Origin of the sequence: Halomonas nitroreducens (assembly GCF_003966155.1) — a bacterium.
Classification (GTDB): domain Bacteria; phylum Pseudomonadota; class Gammaproteobacteria; order Pseudomonadales; family Halomonadaceae; genus Halomonas; species Halomonas nitroreducens.
This window is the reverse complement of the sequence record NZ_RXNS01000021.1, coordinates 18942-40836: the sequence shown is the minus strand read 5'-3', so window position 1 is coordinate 40836 and position 21895 is coordinate 18942. Positions and strand designations below refer to the sequence as shown.

Sequence of the window (21895 nt, the reverse complement as noted above, 5' to 3'; positions counted from 1 at the left end):
GCTTGTGGAGATGGCCAGGCCAGCCCTCGATGGTTTCCGACGAGGTGGGGAATAAAGTCGTGGTCTCGCCCCGTCTCTATGGGCAGCAGGAAATCATCGGGAGCAGCGGGATGTGGTTGCTGGGTCATTACTCGTCGCGAGAGCGGCGCTATCGGCGTCTCGTCGCGCCTCATATCGGGCATCTCTTGCATATCGCGACGCTGCGCACGGGCAGCGTGGCCCTGGCCGAGGATCTGGTGCAGGAGAGTTGTATCGTGGCCTGGGAAAAGCTCGAGGGACTGCGCTCGGTCGAGGCGTCGCGTGCCTGGCTGGTGCGAATCCTGCTGCGCCGGATCGCCGATCACCGGCGGATTCGCGAGCGTCGCCAGTCGCTGCTGCCCATCACGGATATCGAGGAGGCGCACTGGCAGGCCATCGGTGGGGAGGAACCGGGGCCCTTCGAGCGTGCCGTGGCGGCCCAGTCGGACGATCGGGTCGCGGCGATGCTGCGACGCCTGCCCGACGACTTCGCCATCGTCGTCGAGTTGCACGACCTGATGGGCTACCGCTATCGGGAGATCGCCGAGACACTGGAGCTGCCCCTGGGCACGGTCACCAGCCGGCTGGCGCGGGGGCGTCGCCTGCTCGCCGCGCTGTTGGTCGAGCAGGCGGGTCATGGTGGTCATCAGGGAACTCGCGGCCGGGAGGGGCTAGGTCATGAGTGATCACGAGCGTGAACATGCCGGGGCGCATGGCGACTGGCTGGAGCGGGTGGCGCCCTATCTGGATGGCGAGCTGAATGAGGAGGAACACCGCGCCATGGCGCAACACCTCGAAGGCTGCGAGTTGTGTCGCCGGGAACTGGCGCGCCAGCGGGCCCTGGTGCAACGCCTGAGGCCACTCGCCCCCGCACTGGGCGCGACCGACGCCATGGCACGGCGTCTCCGGCGTCGGGGCATGCCGCCGGCTCGGCGGCATGCCCCTCGCCACCTCTGGGGGTGGCTGGGCTGGAGCCTGGCTGCGGTCCAGGCGTGCCTGCTGGCGGTACTGCTGCTGCCGGGCGTGCTGGAGCGGCAGGGTGTGCCCATGGTACGCGATGCCGTGGCCGACTATCAGCGGGTCCTGGCCGATGAGCTGCCGCGACGGACAACGGATACCGCGGCGCTGTCCCGCTCGCTTTCCTTGTCGATCGAGCGCCTCGAAGCCCCCGGGGCGACCTTTCTCGGCGCCTGGAAGACCGTGTTGCAGGAGCAGCCGGCGGCGGCGCTGGCCTATCGGGTCAAGGACCAGACGGTGGTGCAGTACGTGGTCAGCGGTCCGCTGTTCTTCAACCAGGCGCGCGTGCGGGATGCCGTCTCACGCCATGGCCAGTACGTCACCCGGCAGGGCCGCCAGGCGGTGGTCGGCTGGCCGGGCAACAACGCAGGCTCGCTGCTGGTCGGCGAGCTGCCTTCGGAGGAACTGGTGCGGCTCAGGCTCTAGCCGGAACCCGTGCCGTCCTCTCACCCATCGAAAGAAAGGAGTCTTCCCATGACCATGCGTCCGAGCACGCTTGCCATCACCCTGGCCCTTGGTATGTCCGGAACCGCGGTGGCGGCCGGTGCGCCGCAGCTCGAGCTCTCCCCGCAGTCGCCCGGTGCCAGCGTCACCGTGGACGCCGTGACTGTCGGTGAAGATGCCTTCGTCGTGGTGCACGCGAGCGATGCCGGCGGCGATATCGTGGCGCCGGCTTCCATCGGCCATGCCAGCGTGGCCGCCGGCGATCACCAGGCCGTCCGGGTCGCGCTGGACCACGAGGTCGCCTCCGGCGAGCGACTCTTCGTGATGCTGCACCGCGATACCGGCACCCCCGGGGAGTACGCCTTTGGCCCCGGCTCGGTGGACGTCGACCCGCCGATCACCGCCGATGGCAAGCCCGTGGTGCAGCCTGTCGCCGTGAAGTGACCTGTAGGCCGGGTCTGACCCGGCCACTTTCCCTGGCAGGCGCCCCGGCCATGCCGAATGGCATGGCCCGGGGCGCCCGTGCCCCACGACACGAGGTGATGATCATGAAACCTGTTCTGCTCTCCTGGATAACGGCCTGCCTGCTCGGCGGGGCCGGGACGGCGATTGCCGCCGAGCCGCCGAAGGATGATGGTGCGAGGCTCTATGCCCGCCACTGTGCCGCCTGCCATCAGGCCGGCGGCGAAGGGGTGCCTGGCCGCTTCCCTCCTCATCGCGGCCATGTCGGCGAGCTCTATGCGGCCGAGGGTGACCCGGAGGGGCGCCGCTACCTGGCCCGGGTGCTGCTGCATGGCCTGACCGGACCGATCCAGGTCGATGGGGTCCGCTACGACGGCAACATGCCGGCCTGGGGCGGGGCGCTGAGCGACGCCCAGATCGCCGCGGTGCTCAACTACCTGCTGACCGGCCTCGATCCCGCGCAGGTCCCGCCGAGAGGGTTCCATCCCTATACCGCCGAGGAGATCGCCGCTCTGGGCGAGGCCGAGCTGAGCGGTCGTGATGTCCATGCGTTGCGCCGGGGACTGGTGGGTTTCGGCGAGGCGACCCCGGGCTTCGCCGAGACGGCGGGCGGGGCGCCTGACGAGGCCTCGGTGCTTCCTCGGCAGGCGGCCTTTCCCACGCCCGCCTATGTAGCGCTGCAAAACAGCGGCCTGGTCACGTCGCTGCCCTCCGGGACGGCCTGGCCGGGTGTGCCGGGGGCGCACTACAACGCCCTGAGCCCGGACGGCACGCAGCTGCTGGTATCGGGCTTCAAGACCGGCGATGTCTACGTGATGGACGCCCGCAGCGGCGAACTCACCGCGACGCTGTCGATCGGCGCGGTCGCCCAGGGCGTGAAGATCGCCCCCGACGGGCGCCATGGCCTTGCCGTGGCCCCCGGGCAGGGCATCGTGGCGGTGATCGATCTCGGCGCCGGCGAACTGGTCAAGAAGGTCCCGGTCGGCGAGGAACCGCACAACGCCGTGTTCACCGCCGACGGCAGCCGGGCCTACGTGACCCTGCAGGGCGGCGGCGCCATCGCGGTGATCGACATGGCCCGCCTGGAGAAGGTCGACGAGATTCCCACCCCGGGGCTAGACACCCCGCACAACCTCGATCTTTCCGAGGATGGCCAGCGGCTGTGGATCCGCGACTTCTTGGGCCGGGTCGGAGTGCTTGACCTTAAGCGCCGCGCCCTGGTCGAGACCTTCGCGGTCGGCAACGGCCATGGCGGCATCGACGTGGTGCCCGGTGGGCGCTATGTGGCCACCGGCGCCATCGCCGACTCCACGGTCACCGTCATCGACGCCCAGCGCATGGAAGTCGTCGCCGAGGTGGAGGTCGGCAGCGGGCCCCACGGGGTTCGGGCCAGCCGGGACGGCCGCTATCTCTACGTCTCGATTACCGCCGACGATACCCTTGCGGTTATCGATACCGAGACGCTCGAGGTGGTGCAGCAGGTGCCGGCGGGCGGGGCCTTCCCGTTCTGGATCGCCGTGCCGGGCAATCCCTGAGTCGCTTCCGGACCGGGCCTGGGGGTGTCGTGTATCCTGCCGGTAGACGATTCGCAATGTGAGGAGAGCCCATGTCCGCGTCTTCCCCCTACCAACAGGCCCTCGCCGCCCTCGATGCCCTGCACGCAGGGGATCCGCGCCGGGTGACGGTGGACGGCGAGTCGCTGCCCCAGGAGCTGTGGCATGCCGGGCGCATGAGCGCCTGGCTGGAGCAGCTGGACGCCGCCCCCGACGAGCTGGTGCGCCTGGCGGTGCGCGGCCAGCACCTGCAGCGCTGGCAGGTGCCACGTGACGACTATCCCGAGGGCCGGGTCGGTTACCTCACCTGGCGGCGCGACCAGGGCAAGCGGGCGGGCGAGACCACCGCGGCGCTGATGCGCGAGGCCGGCTACCCCGACGAGGCCGCCGAGCAGGTGGCGCGGATGATCCGCAAGCAGGGGCTGGGGCGCGAGGCCGGCACCCAGGCGGTGGAGGACTGCGCCTGCCTGGTGTTCCTGGAGAACTACTTCGCCGACTTTTCCAAGCAGATCGACCACGACCACCTGATCCGCATCGTGCAGATGACCTGGAAGAAGATGTCGCCCCGGGCCCATGCGCTGGCCCTGGAGCTGCCGATGACGGCCGAGGCGCGCGCGCTGGTGGAGGAAGCCCTGGCGAGCTGAGGCCAGGAGCCTGTCGAACGTAACGCTGATCTGCTGCCCAATCCGGGCGTCTCGCGATGCTCGGTCAAATCCGACAGGCTCCTGGCCGCTGTCGCATCAGTCCAGCAGCGGGGCCATCCCCTCCAGGTAGGCCTCGCCGTTGGTACGCACTCGCTCGCGGTCGAAGGCCTCGGACCCGAGGTGAACTTCCTCCAGGGTACCTTCCAGCTGGTAGACCTCCTCGTGGATGCGCGCCAGGGCGTTCTCCATGGTGTAGGAGAGTCGATGAACCTCGGCCATGTCGGCGTCGCTGAGCTCGCCGTCCAGCAACTCGGCGAGCTCCTGGTTGGCCTCGCTGGCATTGGCCACGGCCTCGCTCATGGTGCCGGCGGGCTTGCCGCTGAAGTGCTCGGGCTGGTTCTCGTCGGCCAGGGCCGGGGTGCTCAGCAGGCCGGCCAGCAGCAGGGGCAACAGGCGCTGGATCATGAGGCAATCTCCTTTTCGCTAATGAGAATCAATCCTGCATGAGCAGCATGCACGCGCCGCTGCTCGACGGCAAGCGGCGCCTGGTCCGACGTTGACCCAGATCAGCTCACCCCCTGACCGGCCCGCTGGCTGCCTTGCCCCGATCCTGGCTGCGCCTTGACAGGGCCGCCATGGGCGACGATCATTGCAAATGATAATCGTTATTATTTAATGGGTCGATCGGGAGGACGCCATGGCCTACCACATCAAGACGGCATTTCGCGGGGCGAACCCCATCCTCGAGATCTGCGACATCAGCTCCGGCTCGGTGCGCATGGCCTGGGAATACCCCAGGGTCGACTCCGCCCGGGACGAGGACCTGGAGCTCGCGGCGATGCGGCGTGAGGAGGCCATCCATGAGCTCTTCCGGCGGCTCTTCCTGTTGACCACCGAGCAGTATCTCAAGGGCGAGCTGGACGCGATGCCGCGGCTTGGCGCCTGGCGGCGCTCAGCCCGGGGGCAGGCGGATCGTGAGTGAGTCGGCGCTCTCGCAGGGTTTGCCGTGACGCAGGGTCAGGCGGCCCTCGCTGAGGTTCATGACCACGGCGAACAGCGTCTCCATGCGCTCTTCCGGGGGCTGCTGCGGGTTGAAGTGGCGGCAGATGGACATGGGGGCATTGTCGTGGTCGGCGAGCAGGCCGAACAGGGCCGCCTCGTCGATGGGCGTGCCGAGCGGCAACCGCTCGTGGAGCAGCCGGTCGAGGCGGGTGAGGCGCGAGCGGGAGTCGGGGCGGGGAAAGTCTTCCACCTGGCAGGTGGCGGTCTCGGCGACCAGGTGGTTGGTGTGGGTCACGGTGCCGGCATGGGGGGGCAGGCGCCCCGGCAGGCCGGGATGCACCTCGAAGCCGGTGGCCTGGCCATCGCGGCTGGCCAGCAGGAAGTGCGCCGGGGAGCAGACCCGGTCGTGAGTGGCGACGCGCACCGCCCGGTCCAGGTCGGGGCTCTCGAGGATCTTGCGCAGGGCCACGTGGATCGGCAGTCCCTCGCCGCAGGTCCGCGAACGAATGGCGTTGAGACAGACCCCGAGTCCGCGATCGTTCATGCCGATCTTGGCCACCATGCCGGCCTCGCCGATGCTGACCAGAGCCGGGGCGTCTCCGGGGTGCAGCTCGAGGGCCACCACGTTGTGCAGCTGGTCGGTGCGCCAGTCCCAGTTCTGGGCCAGCCACTGGGTGCCGTCGCGCTCCAGCGAGAAGGCGGTGCAGCCGCCGCTGGCCTGGGTAAGGGAGATCTCGCTGCGGCAGTTGAGGGTAAGGATGTCGGCGAAGTCGAGCCCGGCGCCCCGGGCGATGCCGTCCATCTCCTCGAGGATCGCCGGGAAGCCGCGCTCGATCATCGGCAGGAAGGCCTCGGCGGCGGTGCATGCCTCGGCCCAGCCGATGCCGACGAAGTCGTGGAACAGCCGATCGTAGACCTCGAGGCTGTGGGTGATCAGGGCGGCGTGGGCGTGGCCATGGGCCTCACCGATCTCGCCGCGACTGCCGGAAAGCACGCTGAGCTGCATGGTGACCTCACGACGCTGGACATCATGGGGTCACTCTAGCATGAGCGGGGCCGCGCCGGTCGCCCAGCGCGGCGAGGGGTCAACTCTTGCCCGGAGCGTTGTAGACTGCCGCGTCGAGCTCGCCTTCGCTCTTGCCGACCAGGGTGGTGACCATCAGGTCGCCGGCCACGTTGACGCTGGTGCGGGCCATGTCGAGGATGCGGTCGATGCCGGCGATCACGGCGATGGCCTCCAGGGGCAGGCCGATCTGGGCCATGACGATGGACAGCATCACCAGGCCGGCGCCGGGCACCCCGGCGGTGCCGATGGAGGCCAGGGTGCCGGTGACGATGATCATGCCGTAGTCGGCCAGGCTCAGGTCGACGCCGAGCAACTGGGCGATGAACACCGCGACCACGCCCTGGTAGATGGCGGTGCCGTCCATGTTGATGGTGGCGCCCACCGGCAGCACGAAGCCGGCCACGCCTTCCGAGACCCCCAGGTTCTTCTGGGCGCAGCGCAGCGAGACCGGCAGGGTGCCGGAGGACGAGGCCGAGGAATAGGCCACCACCAGGGCGTCGAGGATGCCCTGCAGGTAGCGCACCGGGTTCAAGCGGCCGAGCAGGGCCAGCAGGCCCGAGTAGACCAGCAGCACGTGCAGCACGCTGGCCAGGTAGGCCACGCCGATCACCTTGGCCAGCGGCAGCAGCACCTCCAGGCCGTAGCTGCCTGCCACATGGGCGATCAGCCCGAAGACGCCGAAGGGCGCGAAGGCCATGACCAGGTTGGTCAGCTTGACCATGGCCTCGGCGAAGCTCTCGAAGACGCGCACCACGGGCTCGCCCTTCTCGCCGATCAGGGTCAGCGAGATGCCCAGCCCGATGGCGAAGACGATGATCTGCAGGATGTTGCCGCTGGCCAGGGCGTCGATGGGGTTCTGGGGCACCAGACCGACCAGGATCTCCACCAGGCTCGGGGCCTGCTTGGCCTCCACCCCGGACTCGAAGCTCATCTCCAGGCCGACGCCGGGCTGGAACACCCAGGAGGCGACCAGGCCGATGGCGATGGCGAAGGCCGTGGTCACCAGGTACAGGGCGAGGGTTCGGGCGCCGATGCGGCCCATCTTCTGCGGGTCGCGCATGGCGGTGATGCCCACCACCAGAGTGGAGAACACCAGGGGCACGATCAGCATCTTGATGGCGCTGATGAAGATATCCCCAATGGGCTTGAAGACGCTGGCGTCCTCGCCCAGCAGGACGCCGGCCAGCACGCCGAGCACCAGGCCGGCGAGGATCTTCTGCCACAGGGGGATGCGCCGCCAGAGGCTCTCGCCGGCGGCCGTCGCGGAATAGGACAAGGGAAGACTCCTTTCTGAGATCGCGCTGTTGGGTGGTGATTATCAATGGAGATCGGCGATTCTACAGAAAGGAATCCTGTGAAACTTGCAGAAATGCGTCCTGCCTTGCCGGGATGCCTCAGAACACCTCGTCGAGGAGGGCCTGAAAGGCCGCCCACGACTTCTCGTCCGCGCGGGCCTGGTAGCGCTCGGTGTCGAAGACGGTGAAGGCATGGGGGGCGCCAGAGTAGACCTCGATCTCGTAGGCCACCTTGGCGGCCTCTAGCTCCCTGGCCAGTGCCACCACGTCCTCCAGCGGTACCGAGGTGTCCGCCCCGCCGTGGGCAACCAGGATCGGCGGGGTCTCCGGGCCGTACTGCTGGCCCTCGGGCGTGGCCAGGCCGCCGTGGAAGGTGGCGTAGCCGTGTATGTCCTCGGCCTCGCCGTGGCGGGCCAGCTCCAGTACCACGGCGCCGCCGAAACAGTAGCCCATCACTACGGTCGGCCTGGCCGCGGCCTGGGCGCGGGCCGCGGCCAGGCCGGCCAGGGTCAGCCGGCGCATGCGGGTGCGGTCGTCATAGAGCCGGGCGGTCTCGGCCTTGCGGGCCGCCGTCGCCACCGGGCGATTGCCCTTGCCGTAGAGGTCCAGGGCGAAGGCGTCGTAGCCGCGGGCGGCCAGCATGTCGGCGCGCCGGCGTTCGTAGTCGGTGAGGCCGTCCCAATCGTGGACGATCAGCACGCTGCCGCGGGCCTCGTCCGGGGCGCTGGCCAGGTAGCCGGCGAAGGTCTCGTCGCCCACGCGGTAGTCGATGGCCTGGCCGGCGGGACGATCGGCCTGGACGCCGCTGGCCAGGACGGCGAGGACAAGGGGCGTCAGCAGTCGCGTCATGGTGGGCCTCGTCGGGAGAAGGGAACGGCTCTCAGTATAGGCCGGGGGCGCGCGGCAGCGTTGAAGCGCCCGTTCGAACGCTTAAGCACCCGGAGTCTGTCTTGCCAATCAAGGGGTTGCCGAAGCCGGCGGGGCTGGAGCGTTGGCAGGCCCGGCTTGTGTTTTGCGCCCCGGCCTTCCAGATTGGGACTGTGTGATTCCATGTAACCAGAGCGAGACCAACAACCATGAAGAAACGCGTTCTAGCGACGGCGGTGGCGGCCACCACCCTGGCCCTGTCCGGACTGGCCCAGGCCGAGGTGAAGGTGGGCTTCCTGGGAGGCTTCACCGGCGGTATCGAGAGCCTGACCCCGCCGATCTTCGACGGCGCCCAGCTGGCCATGCAGCAGATCAACGACCAGGGCGGCCTGCTGGACGGGCAGGACATGGTGATGCCCACTGGTGACACCACCTGTTCCGATGCCTCGGCGGCCTCCAATGCGGCCGACCGCATGGTCAATACCGAGCAGGTCACCGCGATCGTCGGCGCCTTGTGTACCGGCGCGACCATCGCCGCGGCCAATAACGCCGCCATTCCGGGAGGCGTGACCATGGTCTCGCCGGCCTCCACGGCGCCGGCGGTCTCCGAGCTCGACGACAACGACCTGGTGTTCCGCACCGTGCCCTCGGACGCCTTCCAGGGCGAGATGCTGGCCAAGCTGCTGCTCGACAAGGGCATCGAGGAGGTCGCGGTCACCTACGTCAACAATGACTATGGGCGCGGCCTGGCCGACTCCTTCGTCGAAGCGTTCGAGAGCGACGGCGGCACGGTGCTCGAGAACCTCGCCCACGAGGATAACCGCGCGGACTATCGCTCCGAACTGGGCACCCTCTCCGCCACCGGCGCCCAGACCCTGGTGGTGCTGGCCTACGCCGACACCTCCGGCCAGACCGTGCTGCGCCAGGCCTACGAGAGCGGCATGTTCACCCAGTACGTGGGCGGCGACGGCATGGTCGGCGACAGCCTGATCGAGGCCATCGGCGCCGACGTGCTCGATGGCATGATCGCCACCCGGCCGGGCAGCCCGGAACTGCCCGGCACCGCCATCTTCAACCAGGCTGCCCAGGCCGCCGGCATCGACCCGAGTGCGGTGTTCGCCGCCCAGGCCTACGACGCCGCCTTCCTGCTGGGCCTGGCCATCGAGCAGAACGGCAATGCCGAGCGCGAGGGGCTCAACGAGGCGCTGCGCAGCGTCGCCAGCGCCCCGGGCGAAACGGTCCTCCCCGGCGAGTGGGAGAAGGCCAAGGAGCTGATCGCCGCCGGCACCGAGATCAACTACGAGGGCGCCTCCGGCACCCACGAGTTCAACGCGAAGGGTGATGTGCCCGGCGTGGTGCAGGAGATGGTCGTCGAGGACGGCACCTTCACCATCCAGGGCTACATCGACGCCGACGACTGATCGCGACGGCTCTGGTGTAGTGTAGCGAAGGCCCCGGCAGCGATGCCGGGGCCTTGTCGTTGGGGCCTCGTACAGAGGTAAGGGGTGAGGGGTGAGGCTGTGCTCCTCACCCCTCACGGAGCCTCAATCCACATGCTTGACCTTCTCGGGCAGCAGGCCCTTGGGCGCGAAGCGCAGCACCAGGGTAATGAGCAGGCCGATCACCAACACCCGGGCCTGGAGCGCCCGGCTGTCCAGGTTGGTGGGGGCATCCCAGCCGAAGGCGCCCTCGCCGAAGGACACCGCCAGCTCCATCAGGAACAGCGCCAGGGGTTCGGACATCAGCCAGATGATGTATACCGCCACGGCACCGAAGATGGTGCCCAGGTTGTTGCCGGGGCCGCCGAGGATGACCATCACCAGCACCAGGAAGGTGTGGTTCAGCGGCAGGTAGCCCTGGGGATCGAAGAGGCTGTTGAAGCTGCCCAGCACGGCACCGCCGATACCCATCAGGATGCAGCCCAGCACGAAGATCTCCAGCCGGCGCCGGTTGATGTTCTTGCCCATCGCCGAGGCCGAGACCTCGTTGTCGCGGATGGCGCGGATCATGCGGCCCCAGGGGGCGTGATAGGCGCGATGCAGCAGGAAGAAGATCACCGCGATCAGCACCGCCGTCACCGAGAAGTACAGCGCCCGGGCCAGGGTGAAGCCGACCTCGGCGGGCCCCGGCACCGGCCAGGGCAGCGGCGAGACGGTGGCCGTGCCGCGGGTCAGCCAGTCGGAGTTCTTGAGGAAGGCCTTGATGATCTCGGCGATGCCGATGGTGGCGATGGCCAGGTAGTCGCTGCGCAGGCCCAGGCAGATGCGGCCGATGAAGTAGCCCACGCCCCCGGCCAGCGCGCCGCCGAAGATCCAGCCCACCCAGGCCGGCAGGCCCAGCCCGCCGACGAAGTCGGCCCGGGACTCGATCTGGTCGGTCACCTCGCGGAAGGCGCTGATCACCACCATGTAGAGCACCACCGCCAGCAGCACGGCGATCACGGTGCGCAGCTTTTTCGGCACCCCCAGGCGGTCGAGGCGGCAGGCGCCGACCACCAGGATCACGGCGCCGACGCCATACAGCAGCACCCGTCCCAGCTCGCCGGGCAGCTCGCTGCCCCAGAAGGCCTCGTTGACCGGCACGCTGAAGAACATGGCGCAGAAGCCGCCCAGGGCCACGAAGCCCATCACCCCGGCGTTGAACTGGCCGGCGTAGCCCCACTGGATGGTCAGGCCCAGGGCCAGGATGGCGTAGCAGGCGGCCTCCACCAGCATGCGGGTGCTGTAGGCGGCACCCATGACGCCGTAGACGCCGAGCACGGCGGCCAGCAGGACCAGGAAGAGGAGGGCTTCGCGCAGCGGGAAGCGGCGCGGCGCGGCGACGGTATCGGTTCTTGTCTTGTCCATCAGATCACCTTGCCCTTGAAGATGCCGGTGGGGCGCCACACCAGGATGACGACGAGGATGAAGAAGGGCACCACGATCTTGTATTCGGTGCCGACGAAGGCCAGGTTGCCGGGCAGCGACAGCCACTCGGGCAGGCTGTCGCGGAAGGGCCGCAGCAGCACGCTCCAGTTGAACACCGCCAGGGTCTCGGCGAAGCCGACCACGAAGCCGCCGGCGATGGCGCCATAGGGGTGGCCGACGCCGCCGACGATGGCCGCAGCGAAGATCGGCAGCAGCAGGAAGAAGCTGAGATCCGGCTTGAAGGTGACGTCCAGCGACAGCAGGGTGCCGGCGATGGCGGCGAGCCCGCCGGCGATCACCCAGGTCACGGCGACGATGGTGTTGGTGTTGATGCCCGAGGCCTGGGCCAGGTCGGGATTGTCGGACATGGCACGCATGGCCTTGCCCAGCCGCGAGCGGGACAGGAAGAAGTGCAGGCCCACCACGGCGACGAGGGTCAGCACGAAGAGGTAGAGCTGGGGCTCGGTGATTACTACCGGCACCCGCACGCCCTCGATGGGCAGGGCGAGGCGGAAGATCTCCTTGCGGTCGTCGACGTAGAGGCTCTCGCCGCCAGTGCCGGCGAACAGGCGGATCAGACCCTGCAGCATCAGGGTCACCCCCAGCGAACCGATGACTAGCACGATCGGCTTGACCCCGTGGGCGCGCAGCGGCTTGTAGAAGGCGCGGTCGATGCCCACCGCCAGGGCGGCGGTGAGGACCATGGCCAGGGGCAGCATGATCAGCGGGGTGGGTACCCCGATGGCGGCGCCGGCCTGGGGGAAGAGGGTGGTCAGCAGCAGCACCATGAAGGCGCCGAAGGTCATCATGTCGCCATGGGCGAAGTGGGCGAAGCGCATGATGCTGAAGATCAGCGTCACGCCCACCGCACCGATGGCGTAGATCGAGCCGGTCACGCTGCCGGCGATCACCACATTGTTGATGAAGAAAACGAGTTCGTTCACGGGACGTCTCCGATGGTCCGTCGTGGCGGGCTCAGCCGCCCAGGAAGCTCTTGGCGACCTCCGGGTCGGCCAGCAGGGCCGCGCCGGTGTCGGTGAAGCGGTTCTGGCCGGCGGCCAGCACGAAGCCCTTGTCGGCGATGGCCAGCGCCTGCTTGGCGTTCTGCTCGACCATCAGGATGCCGACCCCGGCGGCGTTGACCTCCTTCACTCGCTCGAAGATCTCGTTCATGTACAGCGGCGAGAGCCCGGCGGTGGGCTCGTCGAGCAGCAGCACGTCGGGCTCGGCCATCAGCGCCCGTCCCATGGCGACCATCTGGCGCTGGCCGCCGGAGAGTTCGCCGGCAGGCTGGTGACGCTTGTCATAGAGCGGCGGGAAGAACTCGTAGACCCGGGCCAGCATGCGCTTGACGTTGCCCGGTTTGAGATAGGCGCCCATCTGCAGGTTTTCCTTCACCGTCAGGCTCGGGAAGACATTGTATTCCTGGGGGACGAAGCCCATGCCCTTCTGCACCAGCTTGTTGGGTGGCAGGTTCTGGATGGGCTCGCCACGCAGCAGGATCTCCCCCTGGCTGACGTGGAGCAGGCCGAAGATGGCCTTGAGCATCGTGGACTTGCCGGCCCCGTTGGGGCCGACGATGACTCCGATCTCGTCGGCCTCGATGGTCATGTTCACCCCATTGAGGATGTTCATGCCGCCGTAGCCGCCATGCACGTCCCGTGCGTCGAGTAATGGCATAGGTGCTTCTCTGCGTTGATGGGCGGAGTCAGGCCGCCCGCAATTGTTGTTGTCCCGCGGTCAGGCGGCGCCGGGGCCCTCAGGCGGTGGTGGAGCCGAAGTAGGCCTCGATGACCTCGGGGTTGTTCTGGATCTCCTCGATGGTGCCCTCGACCATCACGCTGCCCTGGGCCAGCACGATGACCGGGTCGCACAGCCGCGCGATCATGTCCATGTCGTGCTCGATGACCAGGAAGGTGTAACCCATCTCGCGGTTGAGGCGCTCGATGTTGCTGACCAGATCCCCCAGCAGGGTGCGATTGACCCCGGCGGCGATCTCGTCGAGCAGCACCACTCGGGCGTCGGTCATCATGGTGCGGCCGAGTTCCAGGAGCTTCTTCTGGCCGCCGGAGAGATTGCCGGCGAGCTCGTTGCGCACATGGTGCAGGCCGACGAAGTCGATGACCTCCAGGGCCCGGCGGCGGACCTCGGCCTCCTCGCGGCCTACCAGGCCCGGCTTGAACCAGGTGGCGAAGAGGTTCTCGCCGGCCTGACGGGGCGGGACCATCATCAGGTTCTCCAGCGCCGTCATGTTCGAGAATTCGTGGGCGATCTGGAAGGTGCGCAGCAGGCCCTTGTGGAAGAGCTCGTCGGCCGGATGGTTGGTGATGTCCTCGCCGTCGAGCAACACCTGGCCGCTGTCCAGGGGCAGGGCCCCGGCGATGATGTTGAACAGCGTCGACTTGCCGGCGCCGTTGGGGCCGATCAGGCCGGTGATCGAGCCCCGCTCCACCTGAAGGGAGCAGTCGTTGATGACCTTCAGGCCGCCAAAGGCCTTGTTGACGTGTCGTACGTCGATGATGGCTGACATGTCACACCCGTGATGAGTTGTTCGTTGTTGTGGCCGGTGCGGTGGTTCACGATTCCTGGCGTTCGGCCAGGAAGGTACGACCGGCGGCGAAGGCGCCGACGATCACCACGGCACCAATGGAGGGCAGCAGGTAGCCCTCCACCTGGGGGATGGTGCGCAGGAAGACGAAGGCCACCGCCGCCGGGGCGATGAAGCGCACCAGGAAGCGCCAGAGGCGGAACCAGCTCTCGTTGGTGCGCATCTCCTTCATCACCTCTCCATGGGTCAGGGCCCAGCCGGCGAAGAGCGCGATCAGCATGCCCCCCAGCGGCATGAAGATATTGGTGAGCAGCTCCAGCAGCCCGAAGGCGCTGCGCCCGAACAGCGTGTGGAAAAGGGTGTCCTCGGCCATCAGGTTGAAGCTGAACACCGTGAGCAGGCCCAGGGCCCAGCTGGCGATGACCATGGCCGACACGGCCTGGGGACGCTCGAGATCGAAGCGTTCCACCAGGAAGGCGGCCACCGGCTCGATCAGCGAGATCGAGGAGCTGATGGCGGCGCCCAGCACCAGGATGAAGAAGACTCCGCCCAGCAGCGGCCCTGCGGGCATCTCGGCGAAGGCCAGCGGCAGGGTGACGAACATCAGTCCGGGGCCCTCTCCGGGGTCGAGGCCGGCGCCGAACACCAGGGCGAAGATCGCCAGGCCGGCGATCATGGCCACCGCAGTGTCGACCACGGCGATGGCGAAGGCGGTGCGGGTCAGGGAAGCGTCGCTGGACATGTAGGCCCCGTAGGCCATGATTGCCCCCATGCCCAGGCTCAGGGTGAAGAATGACTGGCCCATGGCCTGCAACCAGCCTTCCAGGCTGAGGTCGGCGACGTTGAAGGTGAACAGGAAGGTCGCCGCCGCGGAGAGGTCGCCGATGGCGGCGGAATAGACCAGCACCACCATGAGGATCACGAACAGCGCCGGCATCAGCACGCGCAGGCCGTTCTCGATGCCGCGGTGGATGCCCAGGCCGACGATCAGCGCCGAGGCACCGATGAACAGGGTGTGATAGAGGGTCAGCAGCGGCGGGGAGGCCAGCAGGGCGTCGAAGCTGGCGCCGATGGTCTCGGCGTCGGCCCCGTCGAGGCTGCCGGTGAGCATCAGGCCGGTGTAGTGCAGTGCCCACCCGGCGATCACCGAGTAGAAGCTCAGGATGATGAAGGCCGAGGCCGCACCCAGCCAGCCGATCGTCTCCCAGCCCCGGGAGGTCTTGTGGGTGCTGGTCAAAAAGCGCATGCCCATGATCGGGCTCCGCCGGCTGTTGCGACCCAGCATGATCTCGGCGATCAGGATGGGGATGCCTACCGCAAAGATGGTCAGGGCGTAGATCAGGATGAAGGCGCCGCCGCCGTTCTCGCCGGTCAAGTAGGGGAAGCGCCACAGGTTGCCGAGTCCCACCGCCGAGCCGACCGCGGCCAGCAGGAAGGTGCCCTTGTGCGTCCAGACGTTGTGCGTGCTCATCGGGTGTCCGCAATTGCGTGTCGGCCTTGTGGGCCGCGTTTCCTGCGCTGGGGTGCCAGCTCGAGTAGCGCCAACTGTGCGACAGACCCGGGGGGCTTGACCAGTCGACTTGCGTTTAGCAGCCGTTGGCGGGGGTGGATGGTAACCCTGCGGCGAATCAGTCCCGGTCGTCGTCCACTTCCGGGTGGCGCGGCTCCATGGCCCGGTAGGCGTCGGGCAGCCGGACGAGGTCGCCGAGTTCCAGGTCACCGACGCTGTGCTGGCGCCGGCCGTTGTCCTTGGCGATCAGCGCCACCACCTCGCCGATGCTGGTTTCCTCGACCCGGGCCTCGACCCGCACCCGCACCGTGAAGCCACGGAAGAGCGCGCTGACGATGCTGCCCACATGGGGCTCCGGGGAGTCCTGGGGGTGGTCGGCGTAATAGCGCAGCACGCCGGCGCTGCCGGGATCGTCCCATTCCACATGCTTGTGCATCGTCGTTCTCCTCCTGGTGGTGACAGGCAAAGGCTGCTTCAGCATAGCCCGCGCCGTGGACACACGGCCACAAAGGAAGGACGCGCCGATGGCTGTCGCGGGCGACCAGGGTGGCCGGGTTCGCTCCCGGCGAATCCATGCGCTTCCCGTGCAGCCCGCGCGTCATCGGGCGCCGCGATCAATCCGTGTCGACGAAAGAGCCCGCCGGGTCGGCGGGCTCTAGGCTTACTTCTTCTTGGCGCGCTTGCGCTCGTTCTCGCTGAGGTGCTTCTTGCGCAGGCGGATGTGGTTGGGAGTGATCTCCACCAGTTCGTCGTCATCCAGGAACTCGATGGCCTGCTCCAGGGTGAAGCGCACCGGCGGGGTCAGCACCAGGTTCTCGTCGTTGCCGGAGGCGCGCATGTTGTCGAGCTTCTTGGCCTTGGTGGGATTGACCACCATGTCCTCGGCGCGGTTGTTGATGCCCACCAGCATGCCCTCGTAGACCTCGGTGCCGTGCTCGACGATCAGCTTGCCGCGGTCCTGCAGGGCGAACAGGGCGTAGGCCAGGGCCTTGCCGGAGACCATGGAGACCAGCACGCCGTTGCGCCGCTCGATGGAGGCGTCGGGCTTGAGCGGGCCGTAGTGGTCGAAGCGGCTGGTGAGGATGCCGGTCCCGGAGGTCAGGGTCAGGAACTGGCCGCGGAAGCCGATCAGCCCGCGGGCGGGGATGATGAAGTCGAGGCGTACCCGGCCCTTGCCATCGGGGTTCATGTTGGACAGCTCGCCCTTGCGGTAGCCGAGCTCCTCCATGATGGCGCCCTGGTGCTCCTCCTCGCAGTCGATGATGACCTCTTCGTAGGGCTCCTGCTTGACGCCGTCGATCTCGCGGATGATCACCTCGGGGCGGCCCACGGCCAGCTCGAAGCCCTCGCGACGCATGGTCTCGATCAGTACCGAGAGGTGCAGCTCGCCGCGGCCGGAGACGATGAACTTCTCCGGGGTCTCGCCCTGCTCGACGCGCAGCGCCACGTTGTGGATCAACTCCTGGTCGAGGCGATCCTTGATGTTGCGGCTGGTGACGAACTTGCCGTCCTTGCCGGCGAAGGGCGAGTCATTGACCTGGAAGGTCATGGACACGGTGGGCTCGTCGACGGACAGCGGCGGCAGCGCCTCGACGGCGGCCGGATCGCACAGGGTGTCGGAGATGGCCAGGTTATCGATGCCGGTGATGCAGACGATGTCGCCGGCAGTGGCCTGCTCGGTCTGTACCCGCTCCAGGCCCATGTGGGTCATCACCTGGCCGATCTTGCCACGGCGCTCCTTGCCCTCCTTGGTGACCACCATGACCTGCTGGTTGGGCTGGATGGCGCCGCGGGTGATGCGGCCCAGGCCGATGACGCCGACGTAGCTATTGTAGTCCAGGGCCGAGATCTGCATCTGCAGCGGGCCGTCGAGCTCGACCTTGGGCGGCTCGACGATGTCGACGATGGCCTGGAACATCGGCGTCATGTCGTCGGCCAGCTCGTCGGGCTCGGGGCCGGCGACGCCGTTGAGGGCAGAGCAGTAGATGATTGGAAAGTCGAGCTGCTCGTCGGAGGCGCCGAGATTGTCGAACAGGTCGAAGATCTGGTCGATGACCCAGTCGGGGCGGGCGCCGGGGCGGTCGATCTTGTTGACCACCACGATGGGCTTGAGGCCCTGGTCGAAGGCCTTCTGGGTCACGAAGCGGGTCTGCGGCATGGGGCCATCCACCGCATCGACCATCAGCAGCACCGAATCGACCATGGACATCACGCGCTCGACCTCACCGCCGAAGTCGGCGTGTCCGGGAGTGTCGACGATATTGATGTGGTAGTCCTGCTCGTCCGGGCTCTGCCAGCGGATCGCCGTGTTCTTGGCCAGGATGGTGATGCCGCGTTCCTTCTCCTGGTCGTTGGAGTCCATGATGCGCTCCTGGCCCTCCGCCTTGCGGTCCAGGGTGCCGGACTGCTGGAGGAGTTTGTCGACCAGGGTGGTCTTGCCGTGGTCGACGTGAGCGATGATGGCGATGTTGCGAAGATTCTCGATCACGACGGGATCCTGCTGGGAAAAGTGGGGCCGCATTATAGGGTCAGGGCCATGACCGCTACCAGCCTTGTTGACGGGAATCCATCGAACAAGTGTGGCGACCCCGTGGATTCAATGACCTGCAGGTAGCGCCGCGAGTTCCCGGGCGGGGCCCCTGAGGAGTGATCCGAGCCTGGGCAATGCCCGAGGTATGCATCATTTTGGTGCGTTCATTTCCATCATGCGCCATTAAGGGGCATTTTCATGGCCCCGAGGTGCTTCATGGCAGGGCATGGCTGCTAGGCGGGTGGCCAGGAAGGGGGCGGTCGACAAGTTTTTTCTGCCTTTCAGTCAGTGGCTTATCTTGGAATAGGGCGGGTGTGTCATCAGGGTGGCACACTTTCTGCTTCCCAATGGGCAGTGCCATGGCTGTGCATGGCGTCGTGGGCAGTGGGCCCATGGCATGCTACAACATCGTCTGGACAGGCCGGCTTGCCGGCAACCGGCGACCAGAGAACAAGCGGAATACCCGAAACCAAGCCATCCAGTGGAGGACCTCATGTCCGAGAAGACGCTCGCCCTGATCGAAGAGCACGATGTGAAGTGGATCGACCTGCGCTTCACCGATACCAAAGGCAAGGAACAGCACGTCACCATTCCGGCCCGCGACGTGGACGAGGAGTTCTTCGAGAACGGTCAGATGTTCGATGGTTCCTCCATCTCCGGCTGGAAGGGCATCAACGAGTCCGACATGATCCTGCGTCCGGAGGACGGTACCGGCTTCCTCGACCCCTTCACCGAGGATGCCACCCTGGTGCTGCGCTGTGACATCATCGAGCCGGCCACCATGCAGGGCTACGAGCGTGACCCGCGCTCCATCGCCAAGCGTGCCGAGGCCTACCTGCAGTCCACCGGCCTGGGTGATACCGCCTTCTTTGGCCCCGAGCCCGAGTTCTTCATCTTTGACGAGGTGCACTGGAAGGCCGATATCGAAGGCGCCATGTACAAGATCACCTCCGAGGAAGGCGCCTGGTCCACCGATCGCCCGGTCGAAGGCGGCAACCTGGGGCACCGTCCGCGGGTCAAGGGTGGCTACTTCCCGGTGCCGCCGGTGGACAGCTTCCACGATATCCGCGGTGCCATGTGCAACACCCTGGAGGCCATCGGCCAGAGCGTCGAGGTGCACCACCACGAGGTGTCCAACGCCGGCCAGAACGAGATCGGCGTGAAGTTCAATACGCTGGTCAAGAAGGCCGACGAGGTCCAGGAGATGAAGTACGTGATCCACAACGTGGCTCACGCCTATGGCAAGACCGCCACCTTCATGCCCAAGCCCCTGGTCGGTGACAACGGTAGCGGCATGCATGTCCACCAGTCCTTCTGGAAGGAAGGCCAGAACCAGTTCGCCGGCGACGAGTATGCGGGCCTCTCCGAGATGGCGCTCTACTACATCGGTGGCATCATCAAGCACGCCCGTGCCCTGAACGCCTTCACCAACGCTTCCACCAACTCCTACAAGCGACTGGTGCCGGGCTTCGAGGCGCCGGTGATGCTGGCCTACAGTGCCCGCAACCGTTCTGCCTCCATCCGCATCCCCTACACCGCCAGCCCCAAGGGCAAGCGTGTCGAGGCCCGCTTCCCGGATCCGACCGCCAACCCCTACCTGTGCTTCGCGGCGATGCTGATGGCCGGTATCGACGGCATCAAGAACAAGATCCATCCCGGCGATGCGATGGACAAGAACCTCTATGACCTGCCGCCGGAAGAGGGCAAGTCCATCCCGACCGTGGCCAACAGCCTCGACCAGGCCCTGGAGTCGCTGGACGCCGACCGTGGCTTCCTCACCGAGGGTGGCGTCTTCACCGACGAGATGATCGATGCCTATATCGAGCTGCTCAGCGAGGACGTCGAGCGCCTGCGCATGACCACCCATCCGGTCGAGTTCGACATGTACTACAGCTGCTGATGGCAGCGGCGCCCAGGCGCCGCGTCCGGCACGCAGAGGCACGCCCAAGGGGCGTGCCTTTTTTCATGAAGGGGCGAGAGGCAAGGGGTAAGGGGCATGGAGTCAGGCGCGAGGCACAAGGGACAGCCAGGTCGCCACTTGTGCTAACGGAAGGAGGGCGCAGACTTGGCTCACACCTCACACCTCACACCTCACACCTCACACCTCACACCTCACACCTCACACCTCACACCTCACACCTCACACCTCACACCTCACACCTCACACCTCACACCTCGCTCCTCGTCCCTATGACCTGTCAGTGGAGCAGCATATGGCCGGCGACTCCCAGTCCGAAGCCCAGCACCGCGCCCAGGGGTGGGCCCCAGTGGCGCTCGAGCTTGGCCTGGGGGGCCAGGTCCTGGAACACCGAATAGAGGATACCGCCGGCGGCGAACAGCATGATGGCGCCCACTGCCGAGGGGAAGGGGGCCAGCCACAGGAAGCCGCTGAGTCCGGCCAGGGGCCCCAGCCAGGCCATGGTGAAGAACAGCCCGAGCAGGCGCCGGGTCGAGTAATGGGTGCTGTCGCGAAGCTCCCGGTAGGCGTTGAAGCCCTCGGGCAGGTTCTGCAGGGCCATCAGCAGGGCGAGCAGTATGCCGCCGCTGCCGCCATAGGCGAAGGCCGCGCCCAGGGCCAGGGCCTCGGGCAGAAAGTCGGAGAGCATGGCCGCCAGCTGACTGGCCGAGGCACCACTGATGTTGAGCAGGATGTCCAGGCCCATGAAGGCCAGCCCGCCGGCGAGGAACCAGGCCAGGGCGGTGCCGACGGTCAGGTCGTCGACGCCGTTGGGCACCAGCACCAGGGCCACCGCCGAGAGCAGGGCGCCGCCGCCGAAGGCGATGATGCCGTGGCGCAGTTCCGTCTCCAGCCAGCGCGGGCCGATGCGCTCCTCCAGGGCGATCCAGCCGCCCAGGGGCATGGCCATGCCCGCCATCAGGGTCAGGGCCACCACGGTCTGCCATGCGTCCATGCGTCTTCTCCTCGGGCACTCGCCAGCTTCCCATCCTACACCGCGATCGCGGTCCGGCCACTCGGCGGACGGCAATGCCGTTCCGTGACTCGCCACTTCTGGGCTAGGCTTGTAACAGGGTGTCGCCCTGCTGCCTCACGGGCGGGCCAGGGGCGCCTAACGGCCATCCAGGAGAGACGCATGAACAAGGCACTCGTGATGCTGGTGCTGGGGTTGTCGGTAAGCCTGACAGCCGGCGCCCAGACCATCTATCGCACCACCGACGCCCAGGGCAACGTGATCTTCACCGACGATCCGGAGCGCGGCGGCGAGAAGGTGGAGCTGGACCCGCTGACCGTGGTGCCCTCCCGGGAGGTCCGCGCGCCGAGCCTGTCGCCGGTGGTGCAGGGCGACGGGCCAGCCAATACCGCGGGCACTGCCCCGGGGCAGCCCTTCATGCCCTATGACATGTTCTCGATCCTGGCGCCGGAGAACCAGGCGACCCTGCCCACCGGGGCCGCCGGCAACATCCAGGTGCGCCTGGGCATCCGGCCCGAGCTGCGCGATGACCATCGGGTGCGGTTGCTGCTCGATGGCCGTGTCAGCCAGTCGGCCATGCACACCGATACCTTCCTGCTCTCCAACCTCAACCGTGGCGAGCACCAGCTGCAGGCCGAGTTGCTCGATGCCAGTGGTGCCGTGCGCCACCGCACCGCGCCATTGACGCTCTACGTCCAGCGGGCCAGCGTCAACCTGCCCCAGAATCCCAACAACCCGGGCAGTTAGCTGCCCCTTCGCCGGCCACATCGACCGCTGTGTCCGGACGGCACCTTCAGGCCCTGTCATCCGCCCCCCATGCGCGATGACGGGGGCTTCAATGCCTTCGACCATGCCGAGCGGGTGAAGGAGGGCAGTGCCTTCCGGCATTCCGACCGGGTCAGCGGCGATCTGCCCCCGGAGGACGATCGTCCCGAGGAAGCGCCGCCCTTCCCGCATCCCCATCCCCATTCGCCTCACCCCTCGGATCCTCATCCCTGAGGTGCCGTCCGAGAGTGCGTGCACCATTGTGGTGCACTAGGATGGTGCATAGATCGGGTGCCGAGTCGGCACCAGGGCCCGTCATACCGCCTGTACCAGAGTGG

The 21895-nt window shown here is 67.4% G+C and carries 22 protein-coding genes; 10 read left to right on the top strand and 12 right to left on the bottom strand.

Going from position 1 to position 21895, the window contains the following annotated elements:
* Positions 1-110: 110 nt before the first annotated feature.
* The 5 genes from EKG36_RS18095 (at position 111) to EKG36_RS18075 (ending at position 4138) form a co-directional block, all read left to right on the top strand.
* A complete protein-coding gene (locus EKG36_RS18095) occupies positions 111-704 on the top strand; it encodes an RNA polymerase sigma factor (RefSeq protein WP_185827608.1) in 594 nt (197 codons plus the stop codon).
* Complete coding sequence (locus EKG36_RS18090) at positions 697-1461, top strand: anti-sigma factor family protein (RefSeq protein WP_126486616.1); 765 nt, start codon at positions 697-699, stop codon at positions 1459-1461. Before EKG36_RS18095 ends, EKG36_RS18090 begins: the two co-directional genes overlap by 8 nt.
* A gap of 48 nt (positions 1462-1509) precedes the next feature.
* Positions 1510-1923, top strand: a complete 414-nt coding sequence (locus tag EKG36_RS18085; protein ID WP_221766118.1) for a DUF7282 domain-containing protein — start codon at positions 1510-1512, stop codon at positions 1921-1923.
* A gap of 104 nt (positions 1924-2027) precedes the next feature.
* The gene (locus EKG36_RS18080) at positions 2028-3476 is read left to right on the top strand and encodes a cytochrome D1 domain-containing protein (protein WP_221766117.1); all 1449 of its coding nucleotides are present in this window, start codon (positions 2028-2030) and stop codon (positions 3474-3476) included.
* Between the two features lie 71 nt (positions 3477-3547).
* Positions 3548-4138: a DUF4202 domain-containing protein gene (locus EKG36_RS18075; protein WP_126486615.1), complete on the top strand. Its 591-nt coding sequence runs from the start codon at positions 3548-3550 to the stop codon at positions 4136-4138.
* A gap of 96 nt (positions 4139-4234) precedes the next feature.
* On the opposite strand, the gene EKG36_RS18070 is transcribed toward EKG36_RS18075, so the two are convergent.
* On the bottom strand, positions 4235-4603 hold the full coding sequence (locus EKG36_RS18070) for a DUF6746 family protein (RefSeq protein WP_126486614.1): 369 nt from the start codon (positions 4601-4603) through the stop codon (positions 4235-4237).
* Between the two features lie 232 nt (positions 4604-4835).
* On the opposite strand from EKG36_RS18070, the gene EKG36_RS18065 reads away from it, so the two are divergent.
* Positions 4836-5120: a hypothetical protein gene (locus EKG36_RS18065; RefSeq protein ID WP_126486613.1), complete on the top strand. Its 285-nt coding sequence runs from the start codon at positions 4836-4838 to the stop codon at positions 5118-5120.
* Here the strand turns inward: EKG36_RS18065 and EKG36_RS18060 are convergent.
* The 3 genes from EKG36_RS18060 to EKG36_RS18050 form a co-directional block, all read right to left on the bottom strand.
* The gene (locus EKG36_RS18060; protein ID WP_126486612.1) at positions 5091-6146 is read right to left on the bottom strand and encodes a C45 family autoproteolytic acyltransferase/hydrolase; all 1056 of its coding nucleotides are present in this window, start codon (positions 6144-6146) and stop codon (positions 5091-5093) included. The two genes, EKG36_RS18065 and EKG36_RS18060, sit on opposite strands and share 30 nt — an antisense overlap.
* Positions 6147-6225: 79 nt before the next feature.
* Entirely contained in the window at positions 6226-7482 is a 1257-nt protein-coding gene (locus EKG36_RS18055; protein WP_126486611.1) for a dicarboxylate/amino acid:cation symporter, read from the bottom strand.
* Positions 7483-7600: 118 nt separating this feature from the next.
* Positions 7601-8350 (bottom strand): dienelactone hydrolase family protein, encoded by a 750-nt coding sequence (locus tag EKG36_RS18050; protein WP_126486610.1) that lies wholly within the window; start codon positions 8348-8350, stop codon positions 7601-7603.
* Between the two features lie 227 nt (positions 8351-8577).
* Here EKG36_RS18050 and EKG36_RS18045 point away from each other — a divergent pair, with 227 nt between their 5' ends.
* Positions 8578-9789 (top strand): ABC transporter substrate-binding protein, encoded by a 1212-nt coding sequence (locus EKG36_RS18045; protein ID WP_126486609.1) that lies wholly within the window; start codon positions 8578-8580, stop codon positions 9787-9789.
* Between the two features lie 123 nt (positions 9790-9912).
* Here the strand turns inward: EKG36_RS18045 and EKG36_RS18040 are convergent, their stop codons facing one another.
* The 7 genes from EKG36_RS18040 to typA all read right to left on the bottom strand — a co-directional run bounded on the left by EKG36_RS18040 (position 9913) and on the right by typA (position 17820).
* Entirely contained in the window at positions 9913-11214 is a 1302-nt protein-coding gene (locus tag EKG36_RS18040) for a branched-chain amino acid ABC transporter permease (RefSeq protein WP_126486608.1), read from the bottom strand.
* Positions 11214-12218, bottom strand: a complete 1005-nt coding sequence (locus EKG36_RS18035) for a branched-chain amino acid ABC transporter permease (protein WP_126486607.1) — start codon at positions 12216-12218, stop codon at positions 11214-11216. The genes EKG36_RS18040 and EKG36_RS18035 overlap by 1 nt, the downstream gene beginning before the upstream one ends.
* Before the next feature lie 31 nt (positions 12219-12249).
* Positions 12250-12954: an ABC transporter ATP-binding protein gene (locus EKG36_RS18030; RefSeq protein ID WP_126486606.1), complete on the bottom strand. Its 705-nt coding sequence runs from the start codon at positions 12952-12954 to the stop codon at positions 12250-12252.
* Between the two features lie 79 nt (positions 12955-13033).
* Positions 13034-13804 carry an ABC transporter ATP-binding protein gene (locus EKG36_RS18025; protein WP_126486605.1) on the bottom strand — a complete coding sequence of 257 codons (771 nt, stop codon included), beginning with the start codon at positions 13802-13804 and terminating at the stop codon, positions 13034-13036.
* Positions 13805-13850: 46 nt separating this feature from the next.
* Positions 13851-15293: a sodium-dependent transporter gene (locus tag EKG36_RS18020; protein ID WP_126486604.1), complete on the bottom strand. Its 1443-nt coding sequence runs from the start codon at positions 15291-15293 to the stop codon at positions 13851-13853.
* 157 nt (positions 15294-15450) lie between these two features.
* Positions 15451-15768: a hypothetical protein gene (locus EKG36_RS18015; protein ID WP_126486603.1), complete on the bottom strand. Its 318-nt coding sequence runs from the start codon at positions 15766-15768 to the stop codon at positions 15451-15453.
* A gap of 225 nt (positions 15769-15993) precedes the next feature.
* Entirely contained in the window at positions 15994-17820 is a 1827-nt protein-coding gene (gene typA / locus EKG36_RS18010; protein ID WP_126486602.1) for a translational GTPase TypA, read from the bottom strand.
* A gap of 535 nt (positions 17821-18355) precedes the next feature.
* Here typA and glnA point away from each other — a divergent pair.
* Positions 18356-19762 (top strand): glutamate--ammonia ligase, encoded by a 1407-nt coding sequence (glnA, locus tag EKG36_RS18005; RefSeq protein WP_126486601.1) that lies wholly within the window; start codon positions 18356-18358, stop codon positions 19760-19762.
* Between the two features lie 298 nt (positions 19763-20060).
* On the opposite strand, the gene EKG36_RS17995 is transcribed toward glnA, so the two are convergent.
* Entirely contained in the window at positions 20061-20774 is a 714-nt protein-coding gene (locus EKG36_RS17995; RefSeq protein ID WP_126486599.1) for a ZIP family metal transporter, read from the bottom strand.
* Positions 20775-20954: 180 nt separating this feature from the next.
* Here EKG36_RS17995 and EKG36_RS17990 point away from each other — a divergent pair, with 180 nt between their 5' ends.
* Positions 20955-21539: a DUF4124 domain-containing protein gene (locus EKG36_RS17990; RefSeq protein WP_126486598.1), complete on the top strand. Its 585-nt coding sequence runs from the start codon at positions 20955-20957 to the stop codon at positions 21537-21539.
* 69 nt (positions 21540-21608) lie between these two features.
* Positions 21609-21791 carry a hypothetical protein gene (locus EKG36_RS17985; RefSeq protein ID WP_126486597.1) on the top strand — a complete coding sequence of 61 codons (183 nt, stop codon included), beginning with the start codon at positions 21609-21611 and terminating at the stop codon, positions 21789-21791.
* Positions 21792-21895: the final 104 nt, after the last annotated feature.

Excerpts from the sequence above, each read along its gene's own strand:
- EKG36_RS18015 (WP_126486603.1), bottom strand. The coding sequence starts at position 15,768 with ATGCACAAGCATGTGGAATGGGACGATCCCGGCAGCGCCGGCGTGCTG.
- glnA (WP_126486601.1), top strand. The coding sequence starts at position 18,356 with ATGTCCGAGAAGACGCTCGCCCTGATCGAAGAGCACGATGTGAAGTGG.
- EKG36_RS18040 (WP_126486608.1), bottom strand. The coding sequence starts at position 11,214 with ATGGACAAGACAAGAACCGATACCGTCGCCGCGCCGCGCCGCTTCCCG.
- EKG36_RS18075 (WP_126486615.1), top strand. The coding sequence starts at position 3,548 with ATGTCCGCGTCTTCCCCCTACCAACAGGCCCTCGCCGCCCTCGATGCC.
- EKG36_RS18090 (WP_126486616.1), top strand. The coding sequence starts at position 697 with ATGAGTGATCACGAGCGTGAACATGCCGGGGCGCATGGCGACTGGCTG.
- EKG36_RS18050 (WP_126486610.1), bottom strand. The coding sequence starts at position 8,350 with ATGACGCGACTGCTGACGCCCCTTGTCCTCGCCGTCCTGGCCAGCGGC.
- EKG36_RS18095 (WP_185827608.1), top strand. The coding sequence starts at position 111 with ATGTGGTTGCTGGGTCATTACTCGTCGCGAGAGCGGCGCTATCGGCGT.
- EKG36_RS18025 (WP_126486605.1), bottom strand. The coding sequence starts at position 13,804 with ATGTCAGCCATCATCGACGTACGACACGTCAACAAGGCCTTTGGCGGC.
- EKG36_RS17995 (WP_126486599.1), bottom strand. The coding sequence starts at position 20,774 with ATGGACGCATGGCAGACCGTGGTGGCCCTGACCCTGATGGCGGGCATG.
- EKG36_RS18085 (WP_221766118.1), top strand. The coding sequence starts at position 1,510 with ATGACCATGCGTCCGAGCACGCTTGCCATCACCCTGGCCCTTGGTATG.
- EKG36_RS18060 (WP_126486612.1), bottom strand. The coding sequence starts at position 6,146 with ATGCAGCTCAGCGTGCTTTCCGGCAGTCGCGGCGAGATCGGTGAGGCC.
- EKG36_RS18045 (WP_126486609.1), top strand. The coding sequence starts at position 8,578 with ATGAAGAAACGCGTTCTAGCGACGGCGGTGGCGGCCACCACCCTGGCC.
- EKG36_RS17990 (WP_126486598.1), top strand. The coding sequence starts at position 20,955 with ATGAACAAGGCACTCGTGATGCTGGTGCTGGGGTTGTCGGTAAGCCTG.
- EKG36_RS18070 (WP_126486614.1), bottom strand. The coding sequence starts at position 4,603 with ATGATCCAGCGCCTGTTGCCCCTGCTGCTGGCCGGCCTGCTGAGCACC.
- EKG36_RS18080 (WP_221766117.1), top strand. The coding sequence starts at position 2,028 with ATGAAACCTGTTCTGCTCTCCTGGATAACGGCCTGCCTGCTCGGCGGG.
- EKG36_RS18020 (WP_126486604.1), bottom strand. The coding sequence starts at position 15,293 with ATGAGCACGCACAACGTCTGGACGCACAAGGGCACCTTCCTGCTGGCC.
- EKG36_RS18030 (WP_126486606.1), bottom strand. The coding sequence starts at position 12,954 with ATGCCATTACTCGACGCACGGGACGTGCATGGCGGCTACGGCGGCATG.
- EKG36_RS17985 (WP_126486597.1), top strand. The coding sequence starts at position 21,609 with ATGCGCGATGACGGGGGCTTCAATGCCTTCGACCATGCCGAGCGGGTG.
- EKG36_RS18065 (WP_126486613.1), top strand. The coding sequence starts at position 4,836 with ATGGCCTACCACATCAAGACGGCATTTCGCGGGGCGAACCCCATCCTC.